This window comes from Alteromonas sp. HB246098, assembly GCF_054890645.1.
Window position 1 is genome coordinate 114,252 of sequence record NZ_JBTZUG010000007.1, and the last position, 20,898, is coordinate 135,149.

The following is a 20,898-nucleotide window of genomic DNA, read 5'->3' on the forward strand; positions in this document are numbered from 1 at the left end:
CCGCCACAACGTATAACTTTCACTTTTCAACCGGCATTTTTATGCTGGCCGGGTAAGTGTTGACTAATAAAAAACAAAACCGAAAAACCGATAGGGAACACGCATGAACACGTTTCAAAAACTAAGCATTAATATGTTAGCTGCCTCTGTTATGGCAGTACTCGGTGGCAGTGCGATGGCTGCTGATATTCACACTGCACTAAGTGACTCAAAGGCATGGGCTGACCTTAATTTGCGTTATGAGGCCGTAGATCAAGACAACGCGCTAGAAGATGCAAGCGCGTTGACCTTACGTACACGTTTAGGCTTTAGCTCAGGAAGTGTTAATGGTTTCTCATTTACCGCGGAGGTTGAAGACAGCCGCATTGTAATGGGGCAAGATGAGTTTACCGTAGGGCCTACTGGCTTCAATGTGGGTGAATACTCTGTTATTGCTGACCCGGAAACGACCGAAGTTGACCAAGCCTTTATTCAATACAAAACAGATGGCTTTACAGCCAAAGTTGGGCGCCAAGTTATTACGCTAGACGACCACAGATTTGTTGGTCACGTTGGTTGGAGACAGGACCGCCAGACCTTTGATGCCGTAAGCGCAAAGTATGCGGCAACTGACAATCTAGAGCTTTTCTACAGCTATTTATATAAGCGTAACCGCATTTTCGCCGAAGCTGCTGATTTAGATTCAAAAGATCATATCCTTCACGCTACTTATAAGTCGAAAATCGGTAAGTTTGTGGCCTACGCGTATTTATTAGAAGTAGATAATGATACAGACAATGCTCTGGATACGTATGGTGTAAGCTATGATGGAAAGATGAAAGGTGACAGCGTAAATTGGGCTTATGGCGCTGAGTTTGCTACGCAATCGAGCGAAGCTGGCGCAGGAGAAACAGCCACTGATTTCGATGCGTCTTACCTAAATGCTTATCTAGCCGCAACCATCTCTGGTGTAACGGCTAAAGTCGATTATGAAGTACTAGGTTCAGATGATGGACTGTATGGTTTTGCTACGCCTCTTGCTACCCTACACAAGTTCAACGGTTGGACCGATCAGTTTTTGGGTACGCCAGCACAAGGCTTACAAGACCTTAAATTTTCACTTTCTGGTGGCCTAGCCGGTGGTAAGTGGCTTTTGGCCTATCATGACTTCAGCGCTGACGACAGCAGCAATGGCGTTGATGATTTAGGTAGCGAATTCAATGTTCAATACACCAAGAAGTTTGCTGGTAAGTATAATTTCGGCATCAAGTACGGTACTTACGACGCGGGCGATATAAAAGTAGATGCTAACCGCTTTTGGATGTGGGTTGGTACACGTTTTTAATTGCTATGCAAAGTAACTCTCAGACCTAGCATAGCGTTACAGCTTCACCAATCTTTGATTGGCTAAGTCGTTACTGACTTAGCCAGCCTTTTTCAACGGCTATATCTAGCTGCTGCATAACATAGTCCCACAGTGCTGGCGCACACGATTTTAAATGTGCATTTCGCGCCTCAATTTTCTCTCTTGCAATACCGTGACGCTTCCAGCTTCCTCCATTGTCTTTCATATTTTGAAATACAGGAAGTACTCGGTCCATGGCTTTAGCAAACTCTGCATCAGCGGTTTCTGCAGCTTCAAACTCAAGCCATAAATTGAGCAGTTCGCTATCAAGTGGGCTTGGCAATAAGCCAAAAATGCGCTTAGCGGCCGCAAGTTCCTTTTCAGCTTGTGCATCATGGTCGGCTTGCTGGTTAAACGCAAACATATCGCCAGCGTCAATCTCTACGATATCGTGTATAAGGATCATGCGAATAACTCGTGTGATATCAATTGGCTTGGCTGCATATTCACTTAACATGTTTGCCATTAATGCGACGTGCCAGCTGTGCTCTGCTGAGTTTTCTTGGCGATAGTTATCACTTGGAAGCGTAATCTGACGCTTAACCGCTTTGAGTTGATCAAGTTCACAAATGAATTCGGCAAAGTCACTTACTGCATGCATTTGGGGGCTCCTAGGCGTAAAAATGGGCGCAAGAGCGCCCATTTCGTAATTAAAGATGTAATTGGTTGTTAAACTAAATTACTTCTGTTCTGACAACCACACAATCAGATCAGCGATGTCATCGTATGACATATCAGCGGTAAACGTTGGCTGATATTTACCGTTAATAATAAAGCTAGGCACACCTGTTAGGTGCTCACGGTACTCATCAATTTGCTGTTGGTTTTTGCGCACCATGCTATTAACGCCGAAGCTCTTAGCCATTTTATCAAATTCTGCACCGTCAACGCCGTTAACCACGAAGATATTGCGAAGGTCTTTCAGCCCTGTGATAGACGCGCGCTGCTTATGAATATAGTTAAAGATAGCACCGTTCATTGCATCTTCTTGCTTCATTGCACGTGCAATAAGCATGGCTTTAGTAGCATCGTCTTGAACTTCGGGGCCGGTAAAGCGCATAAAGTTTACGTGTACTTTATTGAACTTAGTACCGTCGCTTTTCTTTTCTTTAATTTGTGCAACGATTGGCTCAAATTGGAAGCAGTGCGGGCACCAAAATGAGAAGTACTCAGTAATTACTGGTTTATCTGTGGCTTCTTTATCAAGCACTTTATAGTGTGTGCCTTCTTTCCATTTAGACGCTGGCTCTTGAGCGCAAGCTGTTAATGGCAAAAGCATTGCCATGACAAACATTACTGCAAACTTTTTCATGGATTATGATCCTGTATTAAAAAACAATCTTTCGAGGTTGAGATTATCACAGCCTTATTCGCTTAACTAGGACCTGTTTTACTTCAAAGTCTTAGTACGCGATAAGCTCACTAAAAAACGGGATTCAACGACAAGGTTTACGTTTTATCGCGAAAAAACATTGTTCTTACATAGAAAGCAAAAAATAGCATGATAACTCTGTCTTCTATAATGCGAACGACTGATACAGTATAAATGCTCAACCATGAACAGAATATGAATTTTACGAAGTGTGAATGTACGTGAGAGCGTAGCAGAGGGTAGGTAAATGCTTTGGACCATATCAGAAGTAATACTGAAAAGTACCGCTGTAAATAAACCAAGTTTAAGAAAGCATAAGATAAGGGTTACAAATAAATGTAACCCTTCAATTTGTTGAATATAGACCAACCTTTATGTAAAGAGGTAAGTCTTACTTATGTTAGCTACATGGTGTAGTTAACAGAAAGCAGGGCTCGTCGTTCTTGCCCCGCATAACCTACAATGTCTTCATAGTCGGTATCGAATGCATTGTCGACTTTCAACGAGACCTGCCATTGGCTATCAATTTGATAACCTACGTTAACGGTTGCAAGGGTATAAGCTGAAAGCGCTAACGTTTGTGACGGCTCAGGGTATGGTGGGAAGAACGTGTCGTAACGGCTTCCGGTATAGGCCAGCTTGGTGTAAAAGCTGAACTTTTCTGTACCAAAGTCAGTGGTATAAGTTATCGAGCCTTGATGGCGAGCGCGACGTAACTCGGTACTTGTGATACCACTGTCAGTTTGTTCAGCGTCTAAATAGCTATAGGCGGCGGTAAGGTCACCATAGCCACTGTCCCAATTTAGCTCTACATCAATCCCTTCTCGTGAACTTTCTCCGTCGATATTATCAGCACTGGACGCACCCAAGTCAGGTACAAATACAAAGCCGTTAATTTCGTCTTCAAGATCGGTGGTATAGGTACTGATTTGACCGGAAAGCGATTGCCAGTTGGCTTTAACACCTACTTCCCACTCTTCACTGGTTTCGGGCTCTAGGTTAGGGTTTCCGATGAAGCTTGCTGGGTAATAACCAAAGCGTTCAGTAAATGTTGGTGTTTTTACGGCTCTACCATAGCTTGTGAAAACAGCGTAGTGGTCGTTAAGTTGCCATGTCAAACCGCCGCGATAACTTACGGCATTGTCGAACTCACTATTGTTGTCGAACCTTGCGCTTAATGTTGCCGTTAACGATTCAGTTAACTCGCTGTTTGCTTCTGCAAATACGCTGTAGGTGGTGTCGTTTCGTTTTTGATTAGGATCGCCAAATACAATAGGACCGCGCTGATCAAAGAGACGCTGAAGATATTCGACACCGCCTGCAAAATCCCAATTGTCGATCGTGTAAAAACTGGTCCAGTTTAACTCAATGCGCTCGCCAGTGGTGCCGCCTGTATCCGTACCCGATTCGGTATTATCGTTTTCATCTTTACGATAGTGTGCACTTAATGCCGAGCGGTAGCCTGTATTTTCAGGGGCAAATTCCCATCTTAGCTTCGCGCTTATTTGTGAGCCATCTGTTACGTTATCTGTATCAGCGGGAAGACCGGTTATTACAAAGTCAGTACCGTCATAATCATTTTCATATTGAACAGTACGTAAATTCGCGATGAAGGTGTGCTCGGTAGTGGCGGTGTAATTGAGGTTTATGCCGGCAGTCATATTGTCATAGCCATCATCTTCGTTACCAACGCGAGACACATTATCGCCGTCAGTTCGAATATAGCTCGCGTAGGCAGACACACCCACGTTATCGCTTTGTGAGCGCGCATTCATGCTACCCTGAAGGGTGCCTTGAGTGCCTACGCCAGCAGAAAAATCTACGTGAGAAACATTGTCGGAAAACTGGCCAGATTTAGTGGTAATGCTTAGTACACCACCGATTGCGCCGCTACCCCACCTCGCACTTTGCGGGCCGCGAAGTAGCTCAATGCGCACTACGTTGGCGCTAGTTAGGTGAGCAAGGTCAACAAGGCTCCCTTGGCCTATATCATTGGCAATAACACCGTCAATTAAAACGAGTAGATGGTTAGTTTCACCGCCGCGCACGCGCAGTTCGGTTAAACCACCAGGGCTACCTGACTGAGACAAGCTAACGCCAGGTAAGCCGCGAACTAAATCAGTAATTTGAAGCGCGCCCGAAGCTTTAATATCGCTTTCAGTTAGTACCGATACTGAAGCAGGAAGCTTGGTCAATGAAATAGGTAAACGCGTGCCTGTTACCGTTAAGGTTTCAATATCTTGATCAGAAGTTTGAGCAAAGGCAGGTGTGCTTAAGCACGAAATAACTGCAGCGCTAAGGGCTGCTTTAGTAAAATGTGTACGCATGGTTTTTATGTTTTCTTTGATGCGCTCCACCCGAGCACATGATTAGGGAAAGTGCACGTTCTTGCTTAATTATGGATGTGAGCAAGCATACGACACCATGAAGTACAGGCCGGTATCCGGGCTTACTCACCAATACCGATAAAGTAATGGCTCTTTTGCCTTCCCATCTAGTGGCGTCTAATTGCGCTGTAGCGCGTTAACGTATAAAAGACAGTGGCGAATGAAAAGAAAACGACAATGCGTTGAGTTTACCGTTGCGGGGGCAGCATCAGATTTTCACTGATTTCCCGTTTAACTCTTGTCACTTAGGTTGTTTTAAAGCGCGACAAAAGCACCTACACAGCGCGATTATATAGAACTTAAAAAGTGATAGCGAATACGGTTTCTTATACCTTACGCTTTTTCGTAACCTGCATACGGTTATTGAACTAGGGTCATCGAAAAAGCGTTTTTCAGCAGTAAGGCAGAAGGCTCAGTACCCCAATTTTAGCGGAGGCTCCTGTAGTGCGGATAGCTGCTCTTTAAGGGCAAGTATTTGGCCTTCCCAGTATTTATCTTCAGCAAACCAAGGAAATGCCCGAGGAAATGCCGGGTCTTCCCAACGTCGAGAAAGCCATGCCATATAATGCACCATTCGCATTGCACGAAGAGGTTCGATAAGCGGCAGTTGTGCTGAATCAAACGAGTTAAATTCTTCGTAAGCTTCAACTAAGGTATCAAGCTGTAACAGTTGTTGCTGACGGTCACCGCTTAACATCATCCATAAGTCTTGGATCGCAGGCCCCATGCGGCAATCATCTAAGTCAACGAAGGTTGGGCCATCGCGCCATAGTATATTGCCTGGGTGGCAGTCGCCGTGAAGACGAATGCTTGATGTTGGGCTGTAAGCCTTTTTAGTTGCCTCTATTACAGGCTCGAGTATGGCGAAGAACGCCGTTTTTAAATGCTCAGGTAGCAGCGTACTTTGCAATAGAACCTGCTTGGGCTCATTCAGGTAGCTTTCAATATTAATTGAAGGGCGATGAGTAAACCCTTTAGCTGAGGCAACGCGGTGGATACGACCAATGAAACGCCCCATCCATTCGAGCTGGTCAAGGTTGTCATTCTCGAATTGTCTGCCGCCTACTGAAGGAAATAGCGCAAATCGATAGTCAGTCTCAGCCACCGTGTGATGATGCAGTGTGCTGCCGTTTAGAGCCATAGGCGCGGCCAACGGGATTTCACTTTCAATAAGTTCTGCGGCAAACTCGTGCTCTTCAAGAATTTGCGCATCTGTCCATCGGTCGGGACGATAGAATTTCGCAACGTAGCGCTGGCCATCTTCAGCCAAAAATTGGTACACGCGGTTTTCATAGCTGTTAAGCGCTAGTAGGCCGCTTTGAAGAAAAATGCCCTGGCTTTCCAGGGCATCTAATATGGTGTCTGGGCTAAGCCCAGAGAAAGAAAAATCTGTCATCGATAAAGGAATTTAGTTGGTTCATCAACGGTAACCGTTTCCCCATCAATTGTGGTGGTTACACTGATAAAGATATCGGTAACCGTATCTTCCAGATTATAAGCGTCAGTTGCAACTGAAATTGGTGTGCTGTATACCGCACCACCTTTAACGGTTACCTTTTGCTCACCAATGTATTTGTAGTCAGGCAATCCTTTTATCGCAATCGTGTATGACTGGGTTTGCTGGGTTTTGTTGAGCACTTTAATGGTATATACGTTTTCAATAAGCCCTTCATTGGTCTCGCGGTACAGTGAGTTTCTATCGCGGATGATGTCGACTTCGGTTGGACTGCGCATCCAAATATTGGCAAACAACAAACCCGTCATAACCAAAAGAACGACAAAGTAACCAATTAGCTTAGGACGAAAAACGTGAGTCTTGCCGCCCGCAAGCTCTTCTTCTGAGGTAAAGCTTATCAATCCTTTTGGATAGCCCATTTTATCCATAACGCCGTTACAGGCATCAACACAAGCACCGCAGTTGATGCATTCGTATTGAAGGCCGTTGCGAATATCAATTCCAGTTGGGCAGACTTGAACACATAAATTACAGTCGATGCAGTCACCTAAACCTTTTTCCTGTACCTGTTCATGACTGAGCTTTCGAGGGCGCGGACCGCGTTGTTCGCCACGTTTTGCATCGTAAGATACGGTGAAAGTATCTTTGTCGAACATGGCAGATTGGAATCGTGCATAAGGACAGATGTGCGTGCACATAATTTCACGCATATAGCCTGCATTTCCGTAAGTACAAACTGCAAAAAAGATAACCGAGAAACCCGCCCAGAAGCTGGTGTCAAATGTCACGAAGTCAACAAACAGGGCATCAATAGGGGTGAAGTAGCCGACAAAGGTTAGCGCAGTTAATAGTGCTACCAGAACCCAAGCAGTATGCTTAGCTGTTTTACGCAAAAATTTGTCAGTATCCATTTTGCGCGCATCAAGGGCTATACGCTTGTTTCGTGGGCCTTCGAACTTTTCTTCAAACCAAGTGTATATATATACCCATGTTGTTTGTGGGCACATAAAGCCACACCACACTCTGCCTGCGAAGGTAGTGACAAAAAACAAAGCGAAAGCGGAAACAATGAATATATAAGCCAGTAAGGTAAGGTCTTGAGGCCATAAAGTAAGAGAGAAAATAGTGAAACGCTGTTCGCCAATATCAAGTAATACTGCCTGATGGCCGTTGTACTGAATCCACGGAATGATGGCAAAAAGAGCTAAAAAGAAAAGACCAAAAAAACGTCTAAACGTTTCCAAAGGGCCCTTTACGGCGCGCACATAAATACGGCTACGGGAATCGTGTCGTTTACCCTCTGTGGCTCCTTTGGGCTTATGTACTTTTACCGGTGTAACGTTTTTGACCGGTATTTGTTCATTCATAGCTTAACCTTATGTGACGTAACAAACTGCCTGTGCAGTATAACTGCGTTCAACACGTCATATTTAATATAGATCAATAATGCGGCGTATGGTCTACCTTTTTAAACTTTCAGTCAATACTGAAAGTTCAGAAAGTAACATGGGTAGGTAGTTATTTTTCTTTGGCTTTAAGACATTTTGTAAATTTCTACATACAGCGACATAGCTAACGGGCAGAAAATTGAGTAAATGGTAGGCCCGAAAAATTGTTGGTTGAAAAAGTATACAAGTTATACCTTAGTATAAACTATTGTGTTTACAGCAAGTTAGATAACACACTACCATGAAGCGCAATTATATGGCCAATAAGTATCCAAATCATGTACAGTGAACCTTGTTGTAATACAAATTAGTAAAGCATTTATTAGGTACATTGTTGGTGAAAGGTGCACAAAGTAGGCGCCACTCGTTGTAAACCCCTATCAAAGTTAGCTGAGAAGTTATGTTACGGTTCTTTATTATCGCTGCGGAAATTATTGTTTTGGTAATAGTGCTGCGCTCTCCTTTTGTTCAGTATCTATTTGAAGATATCCAAAACTCTGTTTCTGACTGGCTGGTGACCATTGCTACGCTTCCAGAGCGAAAAGAATTACGTAGTTTGCAAGATAAAATAAATATTGAATTAAGCCCTTTGAAACCTTATCAGCAAAGTTACGTCAAACAAATTACTGCCGATGCTGCGAGCGTAAAACGCTTCTATCACATTTATTGTGAAAACGATGATATAAACCCTAACTTTACGGGAACTAAACGCGCAAAACTGTGCCTAATTGTTAAGCAGTCTCCGGTTATGCAAGTTTCAAAGTGACATTAGCGTTTTACGTAAGAAAAAGTTGAACCTAAAACTTTTCTAATGTTTTTTTGATTAATAACTTTCCCAACGCTTGCTAACTTAAGGTTAAACGACTGAATTTAGGAGCATGAAAGTGAATAAACTACGAACTTTTTCTTGTTTAAGTTGCGCCGCAGCCGTAGGGGCTCTTGTTGTTTTTGCGCCAACTCAAGCCGCTGAGGTAGAGATAACATGGGAAGAGCCAGAGTCTTACAGTGACGTCAGGCCAGCCAATGAATCTCGTAAACGCTTTCGTGAGCGAACCTTAAAAGACTTGGAAGAGCACATTACGGAATTAGCAAGCGACTTACCCGAATCACAGGTTCTATCGATGACAGTGACAAACGTTGATTTGGCCGGTCAAGTTTGGCCTAGCCAGTTTGTAGGTTTTGGCAGCGGGGCTGGCAGCGATGTGCGAATAATCAAACGCATTGATATTCCAAGAATGACGTTTAGTTACTCGCTATCTAATTCTGATGGTCAGGTCATTTTAAGCGGTGAAGATGTGAAGCTTAAAGACATGGACTTTATGGAATCGAATATTCGTCACAACCGCACTGAGTCATTGTCGTACGAGAAGGCCATGCTTAACGACTGGTTTGCTGATACGTTCTCCACGCAAGTTGCGGCAAACGATTAAAACATTCCATTAAAAAGGCAATAAAAAAGGTCACGTGTAGTGACCTTTTTTGTGTTGTTAGCCCAACTTTATTGGGCTAACAAAGCGTATGTCGCTTACAGGTAATCAAACTCATTACCCGAAATAGCGAGTGTGCTTTCAGGGCCAGCTTTGTAAGCGGCTTTATGCGCGTCACGGCGTACTAAAATGCGTTCCATATAGAAGTCACGAGTCTTCATCTTAGAAGCAGCAAGTACCGCATTGCCCGAGATTTGGGCTTTGTCTGCCATGCTGTACCACAGTACACCAATAAGTGAGTAAGCACTGTAAGCGAGATAGTCGCAAGCGGCGGAAGCTGCGGTTGTCGCATCCATCCCTAAACAGTCTGCTGAAGATGCGCGCCAGTCATCAAGAATACCTTGTGCTAGGCCTTTCGCTTCACTGTCTTGAATGTCGCTAACTAATGCACTAAACGCTTTATAAGTAGCTTCCATCATTTGTCCGCCATCGCGGGTAAGCTTACGACCGATAAGGTCTAGTGCCTGTATACCGTTTGTTCCTTCGTACAGCATTGCAATGCGCACATCGCGCATAAGTTGCTCCATACCCCACTCACGAATAAAACCGTGACCACCGAAAACCTGAACACCCAAGCTGGTGGTTTCAAGGCCCATATCGGTCATAAAAGCTTTACAGATAGGCGTTAAAAACTGAAGTATTTTGTCGGCATCTTCTTTTTCTTGGCCCTCACCAAGCTTTTCTACATCCATAAATTTAGCGTAGAAAAGTGAAAGTGCACGGCATCCTTCAATCAATGATTTCTGCGTAAGTAACATACGCGCTACGTCAGGTTGAAATACGATTGGGTCTGCTTTGCCGTCTGGGTTTTGGATACCCTGAGGTGCGCGAGACTGCACACGTTCACGGGCGTAGGTTAGCGCGCCTTGGTACGATGCTTCTGCCGCACCTAAGCCCTGAAGACCTACCTGGAAGCGGGCGTCGTTCATCATAGTGAACATGCATGCAAGGCCTTGGTTTTCTTCACCGACAAGGTAACCTGTTGCGCCGTCGAAGTTCATCACACAGGTTGGGCTGGCCTTGATCCCCATTTTGTGTTCAATGCTTCCTACAGAAAGGCTGTTTGCCTCGCCAGGCTCATTGCTAGCATCTGGAAGGAACTTAGGTACTAAGAACAGACTTATGCCCTTAACACCTTTTGGTGCGTCAGGTAGTCGAGCAAGAACAAGGTGAATAACGTTCGAACTCCAGTCGTGATCACCGGCAGTGATGAAGATTTTATTACCCGTTACTTTATAGCTGCCGTCGCCTTGTGGCTCAGCTTTGGTGCTAAGCAAGCTCAAATCTGTTCCCGCGTGAGGTTCGGTCAGGTTCATGGTACCTGTCCACTCACCGCTGATTAGCTTAGCAAGATAAATATCCTTTAATTCTTTACTGGCGTGTTTGGTAACCGCAAGTGTGGCGCTCTCTGTAAGCATTGTAGTTAAGCGCCAGCTTAAATTCGCTGCGTTTAACATTTCGTGAACCGGCACAGCCATGGTGTATGGCAAGTCTTGCCCGTCGTACTCGGCAGTGCCTAACATGGCATTCCAACCGTTCGCAACGTATTCTTGATAAGCATCTGCAAAGCCTTTAGGCGTGGTAATTTTACCGTCTTCAAGCTTACAGCCTTCTTCATCACCTTCACGATTGAGTGGGGCAACGACATCTAGAGCAAACTTTGCGCCTTGCGCAATAATTTCATTGGCCAGTTCGCTATCAAAGTCGCTGATACCGAGCTTTTCGTAGTGAGCATCAAGTCCAAGCCAGTCTTTTAATAAGAACTGAAAATCAGTTGTAGGGGCGTGGTACAGAGGCATGGATGACTCCTTTTTCAAACAAGTGTTTTAATTTTGCCTATTATAGTCACAAAAAGCGTAGTCCGAATAGTCCGTTAAAGGAAAGTTAATAATAAATTTGGATGATGTGGCAATGAAAGCAGCCCATGAAAATGCTAGTGATGATGCCTTGAACGTCACTGTTGATATAGAATGGCGAACACAAATGCTAAGCTCGCTTGCGATTCACATTCTCACTGGCATGCTTAGCCTACATTGAAACAACACATACGCACCAGCAACACGGTACATAAAGACATGAATTCAGATAGCGCGAAGAAAAACCTTGAACATAGTAGTAAAGAAGCGCAGGCCCCGGTTTGTATAGTCACAGGCGGAAGCTTGGGTATCGGTTTCGCGGTATGCAAGTTGTTTAGCGAAAATGGCTATCAAGTGGTTAACTTAGATATAAGAAACTTTGAGCAAGCTGTGCCTAACGCTATTTGGAAGCCTTGTGATGTAAGCGTGGTAAGTAACATTAAGGCTGCAATCGATGAAGTTATGACGGCTTATCAACGCATAGACGCTTTAGTGTGTAATGCTGGTATCCACGTGTCTGCAACTATTGAGGATACCGACGAAGCCTTGCTTGATAAGGTGCTTAGTCTTAACGTTAAAGGCGCCTATGGCGCAATTAAATCATGCTTGCCTACGATGAAAAAGCAGGGGAGTGGAGCCATTGTGGTGATGGGATCTGATCAGTCTTTTGTAGGAAAGCGAAACTCCTTTGCCTACGGGGTAAGTAAAGGTGCGCTGGCGTCTATCGCAAAAACCACGGCACTTGATTATGCCCCATATAACATTCGCGTTAACGCGGTATGCCCAGGCACCATTGAAACCCCTTTATTTCATAACGCGATTGACAATTACGTTGCTCGCTCAGGCGCAATTAAAAGCGATGTGGTAGCCGAAGAAGCTGCAGCCCAGCCCATTGGGCGATTAGGTCAGCCAGAGGATGTAGCGGAACTGACCTATTTTTTATGTAGCGATAAGGCGTCTTTCATCACGGGAAGTTTGTATGCTGTGGATGGGGGCTATACGGCTCAATAGAAGTGGCTCAATAAGAGGCACAGAAAGTGCTGCTCAATAGTGAGAGCAAAATAGCGCTACAGCAAATAAGCGATGTAAAAAACGCTACACGCAGTGCACAAATGCAGGGTTAAAGAATAAAAAATGGTTCAGCATTCACAAACGTGGGTAGACCCTCATATCCATCTTTTTGCGTTAGATGAAGGTCAGTACAATTGGCTAAAACCCACTAATGCGCCTTTTTGGGCTGATAAGAAAAATATTGCCAAAAATACCACAGAGACGATGCTTCATCGGGCTTCTCTAGGTCAGCTTTGTGGGTTTGTGCATATTGAAGCAGGCTACGATAACAGTAGACCGTGGCGAGAAATTGCCTTTCTAGAGCGTCATTGTACACTGCCATTTCGCTCGGTTGGTTGCATAGATTTAGCTGGAAACAGCGTTGGCAGTCATATTGATAAGCTAGGGCTGTATTCCTCTGTATCAGGCCTTCGCCATATTTTAGATGATGAGGCTGAAACGCTTTTGCGCGCCCCTAAAGTAAAGTGGGCGCTTGGTCACATGGCTTCTAAAGGCTTGTCTTTTGATGCTCAGTTTAATATTGCAGATAGTAATGCCGTAGTTGCATTACTTAACGTATTAGAACAAAACCCAGCTTTGAAAGTAGCAATTAACCACGCCGCTCTTGCGCCACTTGATAAAAACAGCTTGGCGTTTAGAACGTGGCGACAAAATACTCGAGTCTTGAATGAAACCGGGCAGGTTGCGTTTAAGTTTTCAGGGTTAGAAATGCAAGAGCGGAGGTGGCACTGGCAGCGAGCCAACTATATTTTTGAAACCTTATTGGACACAGTTGGCACAAATCAAATCATGTTTGCGAGCAACTTCCCGTTGTGCCAGTGGCGAATGGCTTATGCTGAGCTTTGGCATGGGTTCTCAGATATGATAACGCCGCTTTCTGAAACTCAAAAAGCGGCGCTGTTGTCTATAAACGCCAAGCAATGGTACGACATCGCTTAAGCGCCAGCCGGTAACTAGCCTCATAGCTTATTCCGGCGCTGTCGAGCTCTCTAGGTACTTTGTGTAAAGGTCGTGCAAACGTACAAGAGGCCGGTATGTAAGTTTGCTATTTAAGTTCCGTTACCGTCATGTGTGGCGAGCGGTAAACCACCTCATCGTTTAGGTCGATACCAATTCCCGGCGTGTCAGGCGCTTCTATAAAGCCGTTAACTGGCTGAGGGTCTTGAATACAAAGCTCACGGTTCCAATCTTTGATGGCATAGGTGTGATGCTCGTGAATTAAAAAGTTTGGAATAGCCGTTTCTAAATGCAAACTTGCCGCCGTAGCAACTGGGCCGCCGCAAACGTGAGCCTGAATGCGTACATCGTAAATATCCGCATAATCACATACCTTCTTCGCTTCTGTAAAACCACCGCAAAGGCCAACATCAGGTTGAAGTACATCAAGAGACTGGTCTTCAAGGTACGGGCGTACGTCCCAGCGGTGATACAAGCGTTCACCGCCCGCAATCGGCACGTTGACGTTCTTCGCCACTTTGTCGTGAAGTTTAGAGTTAAGGTAATTAACCGGCTCTTCGTAATACAAACAGCCAATTTCTTCTACGATATCGCCGAGCTGAATGGCCGTTGATGCACCTAACAAGCTGTGACATTCAAAGATAATGTCACCATCTTCGCCCATGGTGTCTCTAATTGCCTGAAGGCGAGCTTTGAAAAGTTTAAGCTCGGGCTTAGTAAACAGCTTAGTTCTGTCAAAGTGAGTGTTGCCATCTTTGTCGTAAACGATAGGGTCAACTTTTACGGCGTCGTAACCGTCTTTCAGCGCTTTTTCAGTGGCGCGAGCATAATCTGCTGGGTCGTTAAGTTTGGTGACTTCTTTATCCCAGTCAAACTGTAGCTGGCTGGCATAACTACGAAGTTTGCCATTCGTTTTACCACCAAGTAGTTCATAAACAGGCAAACCAAGTGCTTTGCCTTTAATATCCCAAAGCGCGGTATCAATCGCGCTCATCGCGGCATAAATTACCGGTCCGCCGCCTAATCCCCAAAAGCCCTCGCGCAGCATTCTCGACCAAAGCAGCTCAGTGTGGAAAGGGTTAAAGCCAATTAGCATGGCTTCGGCAATTTCCTTGATCATATGCGCTGCGGCGCTGTGGCCCCAGTCATAAGCAAGCCCTGCTTCACCTACGCCAGTAATGCCTTCATCAGTGTAAACACGCACAAAAACAGGGTTCCACTGTGGGCGTTTAGGGCATTCGATATCAAAAATTTCTACTTTGGTGACTTTCATGTGTTAAAACAATTCCTGTTTAAAATGAGTTGGCGTTTAGCTAAATAGGCTCAATTATTCGCAAAAACTTGGATCTAATTTATAGGCTTTGCGCAACATAGCAGGCCATGCTTTTTGACCGCCAGTCTCGCCGCTGTGAACAACATTTGCCTGAGCATATATACCATCAATAATGCTTTGCGGTATTTCGATAACTGATTCGTTAGATTGCATTAATGCAAGCTGAATTTCGCACGCACGCTGTAAATCGTAAAAGCGCATAAAGGCGTCGCCAACGGTTGGACCAAGGGTTAAACCGCCATGGTTAGGCAAAAGCATATGGTTCGTATCGCCAAGGTCGTCTTGCAAACGCTTCTTTTCGCTATCGTCTACGGCCAAGCCTTCATAGCTGTGATAAGAAAGCGAAGGAAGCGAAAACATTGAATACTGACTCCACGGCTTCAATCCGCCTTTCACCGAAGCTACGGAAATGGTAGCTAATGTATGGAGGTGGATAACGCATTGAGCGTCGTGGCGCACTTCGTGAATTGCACTGTGAATAGTGAATCCGGCTGGGTTAATCCCATAGGGTGTGTCGTCCAATATATTGCCGTCTAAGTCGACTTTTACCAAGTTAGAAGCCGTAACTTCATCGAAAGTAAGCCCAAAGGCATTAACAAGATAATGGTCTGTGCCCGGTACCTTGGCGGAAATGTGGGTATAGATAAGATCGCCCCATCGCATATCTGCTACTAATCGATAGCACGCCGCCAAATCTACACGGGTTTGCCATTCTTGTTCAGATACTTTGCCTTTTAAGCTTAATGTTGGCAGTGAAAACAAGCCACTTCTCCTGTTTATTCAGTTGGAACAATTTACCAATCCCAGACACAATGAACAATGCTTTGTCAGTGCTGCTTTATAACGAATTGGGTGTAGCCATCGCGCAAGGGAATAAGATCATCGGCATAACGCAATGCATCATGGTCGAGCATAAATGGGTCTGCCTTAACGAGTCTGACAACTTCTATCTTTGCCCACGGTGGTGCATCGAAAGTGTTGGGAAGCTTTTCAATGCCTGCATCTATATGACAGCCGAATATGACCAAACCATTAGCTGTCGTTGATAGGTATTCTTTAACTTCTACGTTAAAACCTGTTTCCTCCCACGTTTCTCTATGGGCTGTGCAGGCAAGTGATTCACCTTCAACCAGCCCTCCGCCAGGGAAGTCTAATTTGCCTGACAGGCGGTGCTTTACCAGTAACACTTTCCCTTCAGTTTTTATTAAACAGGCCGCGCCAACGGGGGAAGATTGAGCGTTAATCTCGGCGTGAACATTCTTAGATAACAGCGCATCTGAAACACGGCACATTGGGGAACTAGGCGTTGTCGGTGAACATGCGAAAAGCGTTAAAACAGCGAATATAGCTGATAAGCGAAATAAGATGACCATTGATTTGGGTAAAATACTCTAGCGGGTGTTTGCGATTGTTGTAATAGCAATCAATATTATCAAGCAGACTCTACGCAAAAATAAAAATAACACAACTAACAATAATAACGCGGTACACAAAAAGATGTTTGGGAAAGTTTGCGCTTACATAAAGCGAACTTTGTGTACTGAAGTATTCGTTGAGTTTTTTAAAAAAGCTCAGGCTCAACGCAATGCTATTTTACCAATAGGAAAGGTTATGTCTTCACGATTCTCGTTATCGCCCTTAGTACTTGGCGTGTTGTTGCTTGCTGGTGTTGTGGCATATTTAAATATGCCACAAGAAGAGAGTAAAGCAAGCGCTGGCGCTAGAGCCACACCAGTAAAAACAGCAGTCGTTTCGTCGCAGGCATTTCCTATCACTATCGAGTCGCTCGGCACAGCTACCGCTAACGAATCTGTGAATATAACCGCTCAAGTTACTGATACGGTAAAAACAATAAATTTCGATGATGGCGATAAAGTTGTAGAAGGCGAGCTTTTGGTGCAGCTTAACAACACTGAAGAGCGTGCTAGAGTAGAAGAGCTAAAAGCTAACATTGATGAGGCTAAACGCCAGTTTACCCGCATAGCCGACTTGCGTCAGTCGAACGCTACTTCTGAACAGCTTCTTGATGAGCAGCAAGCCCGTGTAAAAGCATTACAAGCTCAGTTAGATGTCGCGTTAGCTCAGCTTAACGACTTGCAAGTCCGCGCGCCATTTAATGGACTGCTAGGCAACCGAGAAATTAGTATCGGTTCTCTTATTCAGCCAGGCGACTCTATCACCACGTTAGATGATATTAGCCAAATCAAAGTTGATTTTAGTATCGCTGAAAACCACCTCGCTAGCGTTGCTAAAGGGCAATTGGTAAGTGCGTCGTCAGTCGCTTATCCTGGAGAAGAGTTTACAGGAAAAATTACCAATATTGATACGCGCTTAGACCCCATTAGCCGCTCCATCCGCGTGCGCGCAACTATTGATAACCAAGACAGTCGTCTACGCCCAGGTATGCTGCTAACCGTTGTGGTAGAAAAACGTGTACTTAGTGCTTTAGTCTTGCCAGAAAAGGCACTGGTGCCAGTGCAAGACAAGCAGTTTGTTTATGTGGTTAAAGATAATGTTGCGCACCAAACTGAGGTGGAAATTGGTGAGCGACGACCTGGGCAAGTGCAAATTATCAGCGGTTTAAGTGAGGGAGATGAAGTAATAACCGAAGGTACACTTCGCGTACGTGACCAATCTCCGGTTAATGTATTAAACCGCTAGGGAGTATACAGTTATGCTATTGTCAGACGTTTCTGTAAAGCGCCCAGTTTTTGCGACCGTACTTAATTTACTGCTGATTATCTTTGGTATTGCCGCGTTCTCCATGTTGAGTTTACGGGAATACCCCGACATCGACCCACCCATTGTCTCGGTTAATACAAACTACACAGGGGCTTCGGCGAACATAGTCGAGACCCGGATTACCCAGCTTCTTGAAGACAGAATTTCGGGTATTGAGGGCATAAAGAACGTTACCTCTACATCTCGTAATGGTCGTTCAGACATCACAATCGAGTTTAAACTTTCTCGAGACATCGATGCGGCAGCTAACGATGTGCGCGAACGAGTCAGCCGCGCGTTAAATAACTTGCCCGACCAAGCCGATCCCCCTGAAGTATCTAAAGCGAACTCAGATGAAAGTGCCGTGGTGTGGTACAACCTACGAAGCACCAACCTCAATACTATGGAGTTAACCGACTACGCAGAACGTGTGCTGGTTGACAGGCTATCCATTGTAGACGGTGTGGCTAGAATTCAAATTGGTGGAGGAAGACGCTACGCCATGAAAGTGTTTTTAGACCGCAATGCTATGGCGGCTAGAGGCATAACAGTTAGCGATGTTGAGCAAGTAATCCGCGCCGAAAACGTAGAGTTGCCTGCTGGTGAAGTAGAAAGTAATGATCGAGACTTTGAAGTACGGGTAGCGCGAACGTTTCTAACGCCGGATGATTTTGCAGCGCTAACTGTTGCAGTAGGGGATAACGGCTATCTGGTGCGTCTAGGCGAAATAGCCCACGTTGAGCTAACCGCCGAAGATGACGAGACAGAGTTTCGGGGTGATGGCGTCAATATGATAGGCCTAGGCATCATCAAGCAGTCTAAAGCCAATACTCTCGAAGTAGCTCGTGCAGCTAAAGCGCAGATTGAAAAAATAGAAGCGACCCTTCCAGATAACATTTTTATTGTACCAAGTTACGACTCGTCAGTTTTCATTGAGGCATCGATTGACGAGGTGTATGAGACCTTGGGGATCGCTATGCTCATGGTAGTGATCGTAATATATCTTTTCCTAGGTAATATTCGCGCCACCCTAATTCCTGCGGTTACCGTGCCTGTCTCTATAATTGCGGCTTTTATCGTGATGTATGCGCTGGGCTTTTCGATAAACCTGCTAACCCTGCTTGCTATGGTATTAGCGATTGGCCTAGTGGTAGACGATGCTATTGTTGTACTTGAGAACATCTATCGACGCATTGAGATGGGAGAGCCGCCTATTTTGGCTGCCTATCGCGGAGCCAAAGAGGTCGGGTTTGCCGTAATTGCCACCACACTGGTACTTATTTCTGTGTTCGTTCCTTTGGTTTTCCTTGAAGGTAATATAGGCAGACTTTTCACTGAGTTTGCGTTGGCCATTGCTGCAGCGGTCGCATTTTCAAGCTTTACCGCGCTTACTTTGTCGCCCATGATGGCGTCAAAAATACTCAAAAAACGCCCACGTTCGTCAGGCTTCGGAAGCTGGATGGATAAGCGTTTTTCAAAGCTTGAAAGCAGTTACTTCAATACGTTGGGTAAAACTTTACACCAACCTTTTCTTATGCTGCTAATGCTTGTAATTGCGGTTGTTGCGTTAGTTCAACTCTCAGAGAAAGTACCTAGTGAGTTCGTTCCTAAAGAAGATAGAGGTAACTTTTTCATCTTAATGAATGCTCAGGAAGGGGCGAGCTTTGAAAGCAACGCAAGAAACTTAGAGCAAATAGAGAGCATTTTAATGCCCTATCGCGAGAGCGGTAAAATTAATCGTCTTTTGGTGAGAACACCTGGTTTTGGCGGAAACGCGGGGATAGCGATCGTCGGTTCTGCAGATTGGGATGAGCGTGATTTCAGTACATTTTCACTAATGGATGAAATCAGCGGCAAGCTTAACGGCGTACCTGATGTTCGCGCGTTTGCCATAATGCGAAGCGGGATATCAGGAGGTGGGCTAGGGCGTCCTGTTCAGTTCGTCTTACAAGGTGATACTTATGAGAACCTTGTAGAGTGGCGCGACATAGTGTTACAAAAAGCCGCGCAAAACCCGAGATTAGTTCGGCTAGACTCTGACTACAAAGAGACATCACCCCAGCTGTTGGTTAATATCGATCGGGACAGAGCAGCTGATTTGGGAGTATCAATTAGTGATATTGGCGGAACGTTAGAAGTAATGCTGGGACAGCGTAGGGTGTCTACTTTTCTCGATAGAGGTGAAGAGTACGACGTCATCATGGAAGGCATAGAAGAAGACTTTAGAAGCCCTAACAGCATTGAAAATTTATACGTGAGGTCATCTCGTACCGGTGAGCTTATCCCTATGGATAACTTACTTACCTTTGAAGAGCAGGCTACATCGGCAAGACTAAACCGCTATAACAGAATGCGGGCCGTTACTATATCGGCTAACTTAGCAGATGGTTATACACTTGGTGAGGCACTTGCCTACTTAGAAAATATTGTGGCTACTGAACTGCCCGATAACGTATCTATCGATTACAAAGGTGAATCACAGCTTTATCAAGAAGCGGGCAACTCATTTGTTTATGTCTTTATGCTAGCACTTGCGGTCACTTACTTAATATTGGCCGCGCAGTTTGAAAGCTGGGTGCATCCGTTAGTAATAATGCTTACCGTGCCCTTAGCTCTAGTTGGGGCATACATCGGGCTGTTTTTTAGCGGTATGACGATTAATATCTACAGCCAAATTGGTTTGGTTATGCTTATTGGGCTTGCCGCAAAAAATGGCATATTAATAGTAGAGTTCGCTAATCAACTTCGCGATGCAGGTATGGAGTTTGAACTCGCACTTAAGCGTGCTGCCGCACAGCGTTTGCGCCCTATCGTAATGACAGGGTTTACCACCGTGTTTAGCTCTTTACCTTTGGTGCTTGCATCAGGACCTGGCGCTGAAAGCCGGATGGTGATCGGTATGGTTATCTTCTCAGGCGTACTTGTTTCAGCATTTATGACCCTTTATGTTGTTCCTACAGCGTATAGCTGGCTTGCAAGGAAAACAGGCTCTCCTATGCAGCGAACCAACGAAATCGAAGCGCTGGAAAAAACGATTCCTTACAAGAAAGGTGAGTCATAGGTATTCGCTTATAGACTATTGTTTACTCTTGGGCCCGCGCCAATGCCAGTTGGGCGGGTTCAAAAGTTCAGGTATCTTCTTTCATACTCTAATATGAATTTCTATCACTTCTATTACAATGCTTAATTTTTTTAAGTTCCTGATATATATGAACTAGTTTGGTTTTTTTGCAGTGCATTTAGTTTTTTTATTGATACTTATAAGCGCCAACAGTATGTATTAGACAATCGTATAGTTGTTTAACTTTCTACTTACACTACACTTCGCGCCATTCCCAAGTACTTATATAAGCTACTAATTTATATAAGATAAATATTTAAAGCTCAAAGTGGCGAATATTGCATTTGTGACCAATACTTATCTCG

The 20,898-nt window shown here is 44.8% G+C and carries 17 protein-coding genes and 1 riboswitch; of the genes, 8 read left to right on the forward strand and 9 right to left on the reverse strand.

Annotated elements, in window-relative coordinates; all coding sequences use genetic code 11:
* The first annotated feature begins 103 nt into the window (after positions 1-103).
* Positions 104-1,324 (forward strand): alginate export family protein, encoded by a 1,221-nt coding sequence (locus tag ACYTPF_RS15080; protein ID WP_461852799.1) that lies wholly within the window; start codon positions 104-106, stop codon positions 1,322-1,324.
* A 70-nt stretch (positions 1,325-1,394) separates the two neighbouring features.
* Here ACYTPF_RS15080 and ACYTPF_RS15085 read toward each other — a convergent pair whose 3' ends face one another.
* From ACYTPF_RS15085 to ccoG, 5 genes are all read right to left on the reverse strand, one after another.
* Complete coding sequence (locus ACYTPF_RS15085) at positions 1,395-1,985, reverse strand: HD domain-containing protein (RefSeq protein WP_461852800.1); 591 nt, start codon at positions 1,983-1,985, stop codon at positions 1,395-1,397.
* Between the two features lie 78 nt (positions 1,986-2,063).
* Entirely contained in the window at positions 2,064-2,696 is a 633-nt protein-coding gene (locus ACYTPF_RS15090; RefSeq protein WP_179982357.1) for a thiol:disulfide interchange protein DsbA/DsbL, read from the reverse strand.
* Between the two features lie 464 nt (positions 2,697-3,160).
* The gene (locus tag ACYTPF_RS15095; protein WP_461852801.1) at positions 3,161-5,083 is read right to left on the reverse strand and encodes a TonB-dependent receptor plug domain-containing protein; all 1,923 of its coding nucleotides are present in this window, start codon (positions 5,081-5,083) and stop codon (positions 3,161-3,163) included.
* A 90-nt stretch (positions 5,084-5,173) separates the two neighbouring features.
* A riboswitch (cobalamin riboswitch) is annotated at positions 5,174-5,437 on the reverse strand.
* 118 nt (positions 5,438-5,555) lie between these two features.
* Positions 5,556-6,539, reverse strand: coding sequence for a serine/threonine protein kinase (locus tag ACYTPF_RS15100; protein WP_461852802.1), 984 nt, complete (start codon positions 6,537-6,539; stop codon positions 5,556-5,558).
* Positions 6,536-7,966 (reverse strand): cytochrome c oxidase accessory protein CcoG, encoded by a 1,431-nt coding sequence (gene ccoG, locus ACYTPF_RS15105; protein ID WP_461852803.1) that lies wholly within the window; start codon positions 7,964-7,966, stop codon positions 6,536-6,538. The genes ACYTPF_RS15100 and ccoG overlap by 4 nt, the downstream gene beginning before the upstream one ends.
* Positions 7,967-8,447: 481 nt before the next feature.
* Between ccoG and ACYTPF_RS15110 the strand changes: the two genes are divergently transcribed.
* Positions 8,448-8,813 carry a hypothetical protein gene (locus tag ACYTPF_RS15110; RefSeq protein ID WP_461852804.1) on the forward strand — a complete coding sequence of 122 codons (366 nt, stop codon included), beginning with the start codon at positions 8,448-8,450 and terminating at the stop codon, positions 8,811-8,813.
* 118 nt (positions 8,814-8,931) lie between these two features.
* Positions 8,932-9,477: a DUF3016 domain-containing protein gene (locus ACYTPF_RS15115; RefSeq protein ID WP_179982362.1), complete on the forward strand. Its 546-nt coding sequence runs from the start codon at positions 8,932-8,934 to the stop codon at positions 9,475-9,477.
* A 95-nt stretch (positions 9,478-9,572) separates the two neighbouring features.
* On the opposite strand, the gene ACYTPF_RS15120 is transcribed toward ACYTPF_RS15115, so the two are convergent.
* Entirely contained in the window at positions 9,573-11,333 is a 1,761-nt protein-coding gene (locus ACYTPF_RS15120; RefSeq protein WP_179982364.1) for an acyl-CoA dehydrogenase family protein, read from the reverse strand.
* A 112-nt stretch (positions 11,334-11,445) separates the two neighbouring features.
* Here ACYTPF_RS15120 and ACYTPF_RS15125 point away from each other — a divergent pair, with 112 nt between their 5' ends.
* The 3 genes from ACYTPF_RS15125 (at position 11,446) to ACYTPF_RS15135 (ending at position 13,400) form a co-directional block, all read left to right on the forward strand.
* Positions 11,446-11,571: a hypothetical protein gene (locus ACYTPF_RS15125; RefSeq protein WP_461852805.1), complete on the forward strand. Its 126-nt coding sequence runs from the start codon at positions 11,446-11,448 to the stop codon at positions 11,569-11,571.
* A 38-nt stretch (positions 11,572-11,609) separates the two neighbouring features.
* Positions 11,610-12,401, forward strand: a complete 792-nt coding sequence (locus ACYTPF_RS15130; RefSeq protein ID WP_461852806.1) for an SDR family NAD(P)-dependent oxidoreductase — start codon at positions 11,610-11,612, stop codon at positions 12,399-12,401.
* A 123-nt stretch (positions 12,402-12,524) separates the two neighbouring features.
* Positions 12,525-13,400 (forward strand): amidohydrolase family protein, encoded by an 876-nt coding sequence (locus ACYTPF_RS15135; RefSeq protein WP_461852807.1) that lies wholly within the window; start codon positions 12,525-12,527, stop codon positions 13,398-13,400.
* A gap of 106 nt (positions 13,401-13,506) precedes the next feature.
* On the opposite strand, the gene ACYTPF_RS15140 is transcribed toward ACYTPF_RS15135, so the two are convergent.
* The 3 genes from ACYTPF_RS15140 to ACYTPF_RS15150 form a co-directional block, all read right to left on the reverse strand.
* A complete protein-coding gene (locus tag ACYTPF_RS15140; protein ID WP_179982367.1) occupies positions 13,507-14,691 on the reverse strand; it encodes a mandelate racemase/muconate lactonizing enzyme family protein in 1,185 nt (394 codons plus the stop codon).
* A 54-nt stretch (positions 14,692-14,745) separates the two neighbouring features.
* Complete coding sequence (locus ACYTPF_RS15145) at positions 14,746-15,513, reverse strand: class II aldolase/adducin family protein (RefSeq protein ID WP_179982368.1); 768 nt, start codon at positions 15,511-15,513, stop codon at positions 14,746-14,748.
* Between the two features lie 65 nt (positions 15,514-15,578).
* Positions 15,579-16,043 carry an NUDIX hydrolase gene (locus tag ACYTPF_RS15150; protein WP_461852808.1) on the reverse strand — a complete coding sequence of 155 codons (465 nt, stop codon included), beginning with the start codon at positions 16,041-16,043 and terminating at the stop codon, positions 15,579-15,581.
* A gap of 319 nt (positions 16,044-16,362) precedes the next feature.
* Here ACYTPF_RS15150 and ACYTPF_RS15155 point away from each other — a divergent pair, with 319 nt between their 5' ends.
* The gene (locus ACYTPF_RS15155) at positions 16,363-17,412 is read left to right on the forward strand and encodes an efflux RND transporter periplasmic adaptor subunit (RefSeq protein WP_179982370.1); all 1,050 of its coding nucleotides are present in this window, start codon (positions 16,363-16,365) and stop codon (positions 17,410-17,412) included.
* A gap of 13 nt (positions 17,413-17,425) precedes the next feature.
* Positions 17,426-20,533: an efflux RND transporter permease subunit gene (locus ACYTPF_RS15160; RefSeq protein ID WP_461852809.1), complete on the forward strand. Its 3,108-nt coding sequence runs from the start codon at positions 17,426-17,428 to the stop codon at positions 20,531-20,533.
* Positions 20,534-20,898 lie beyond the last annotated feature (365 nt).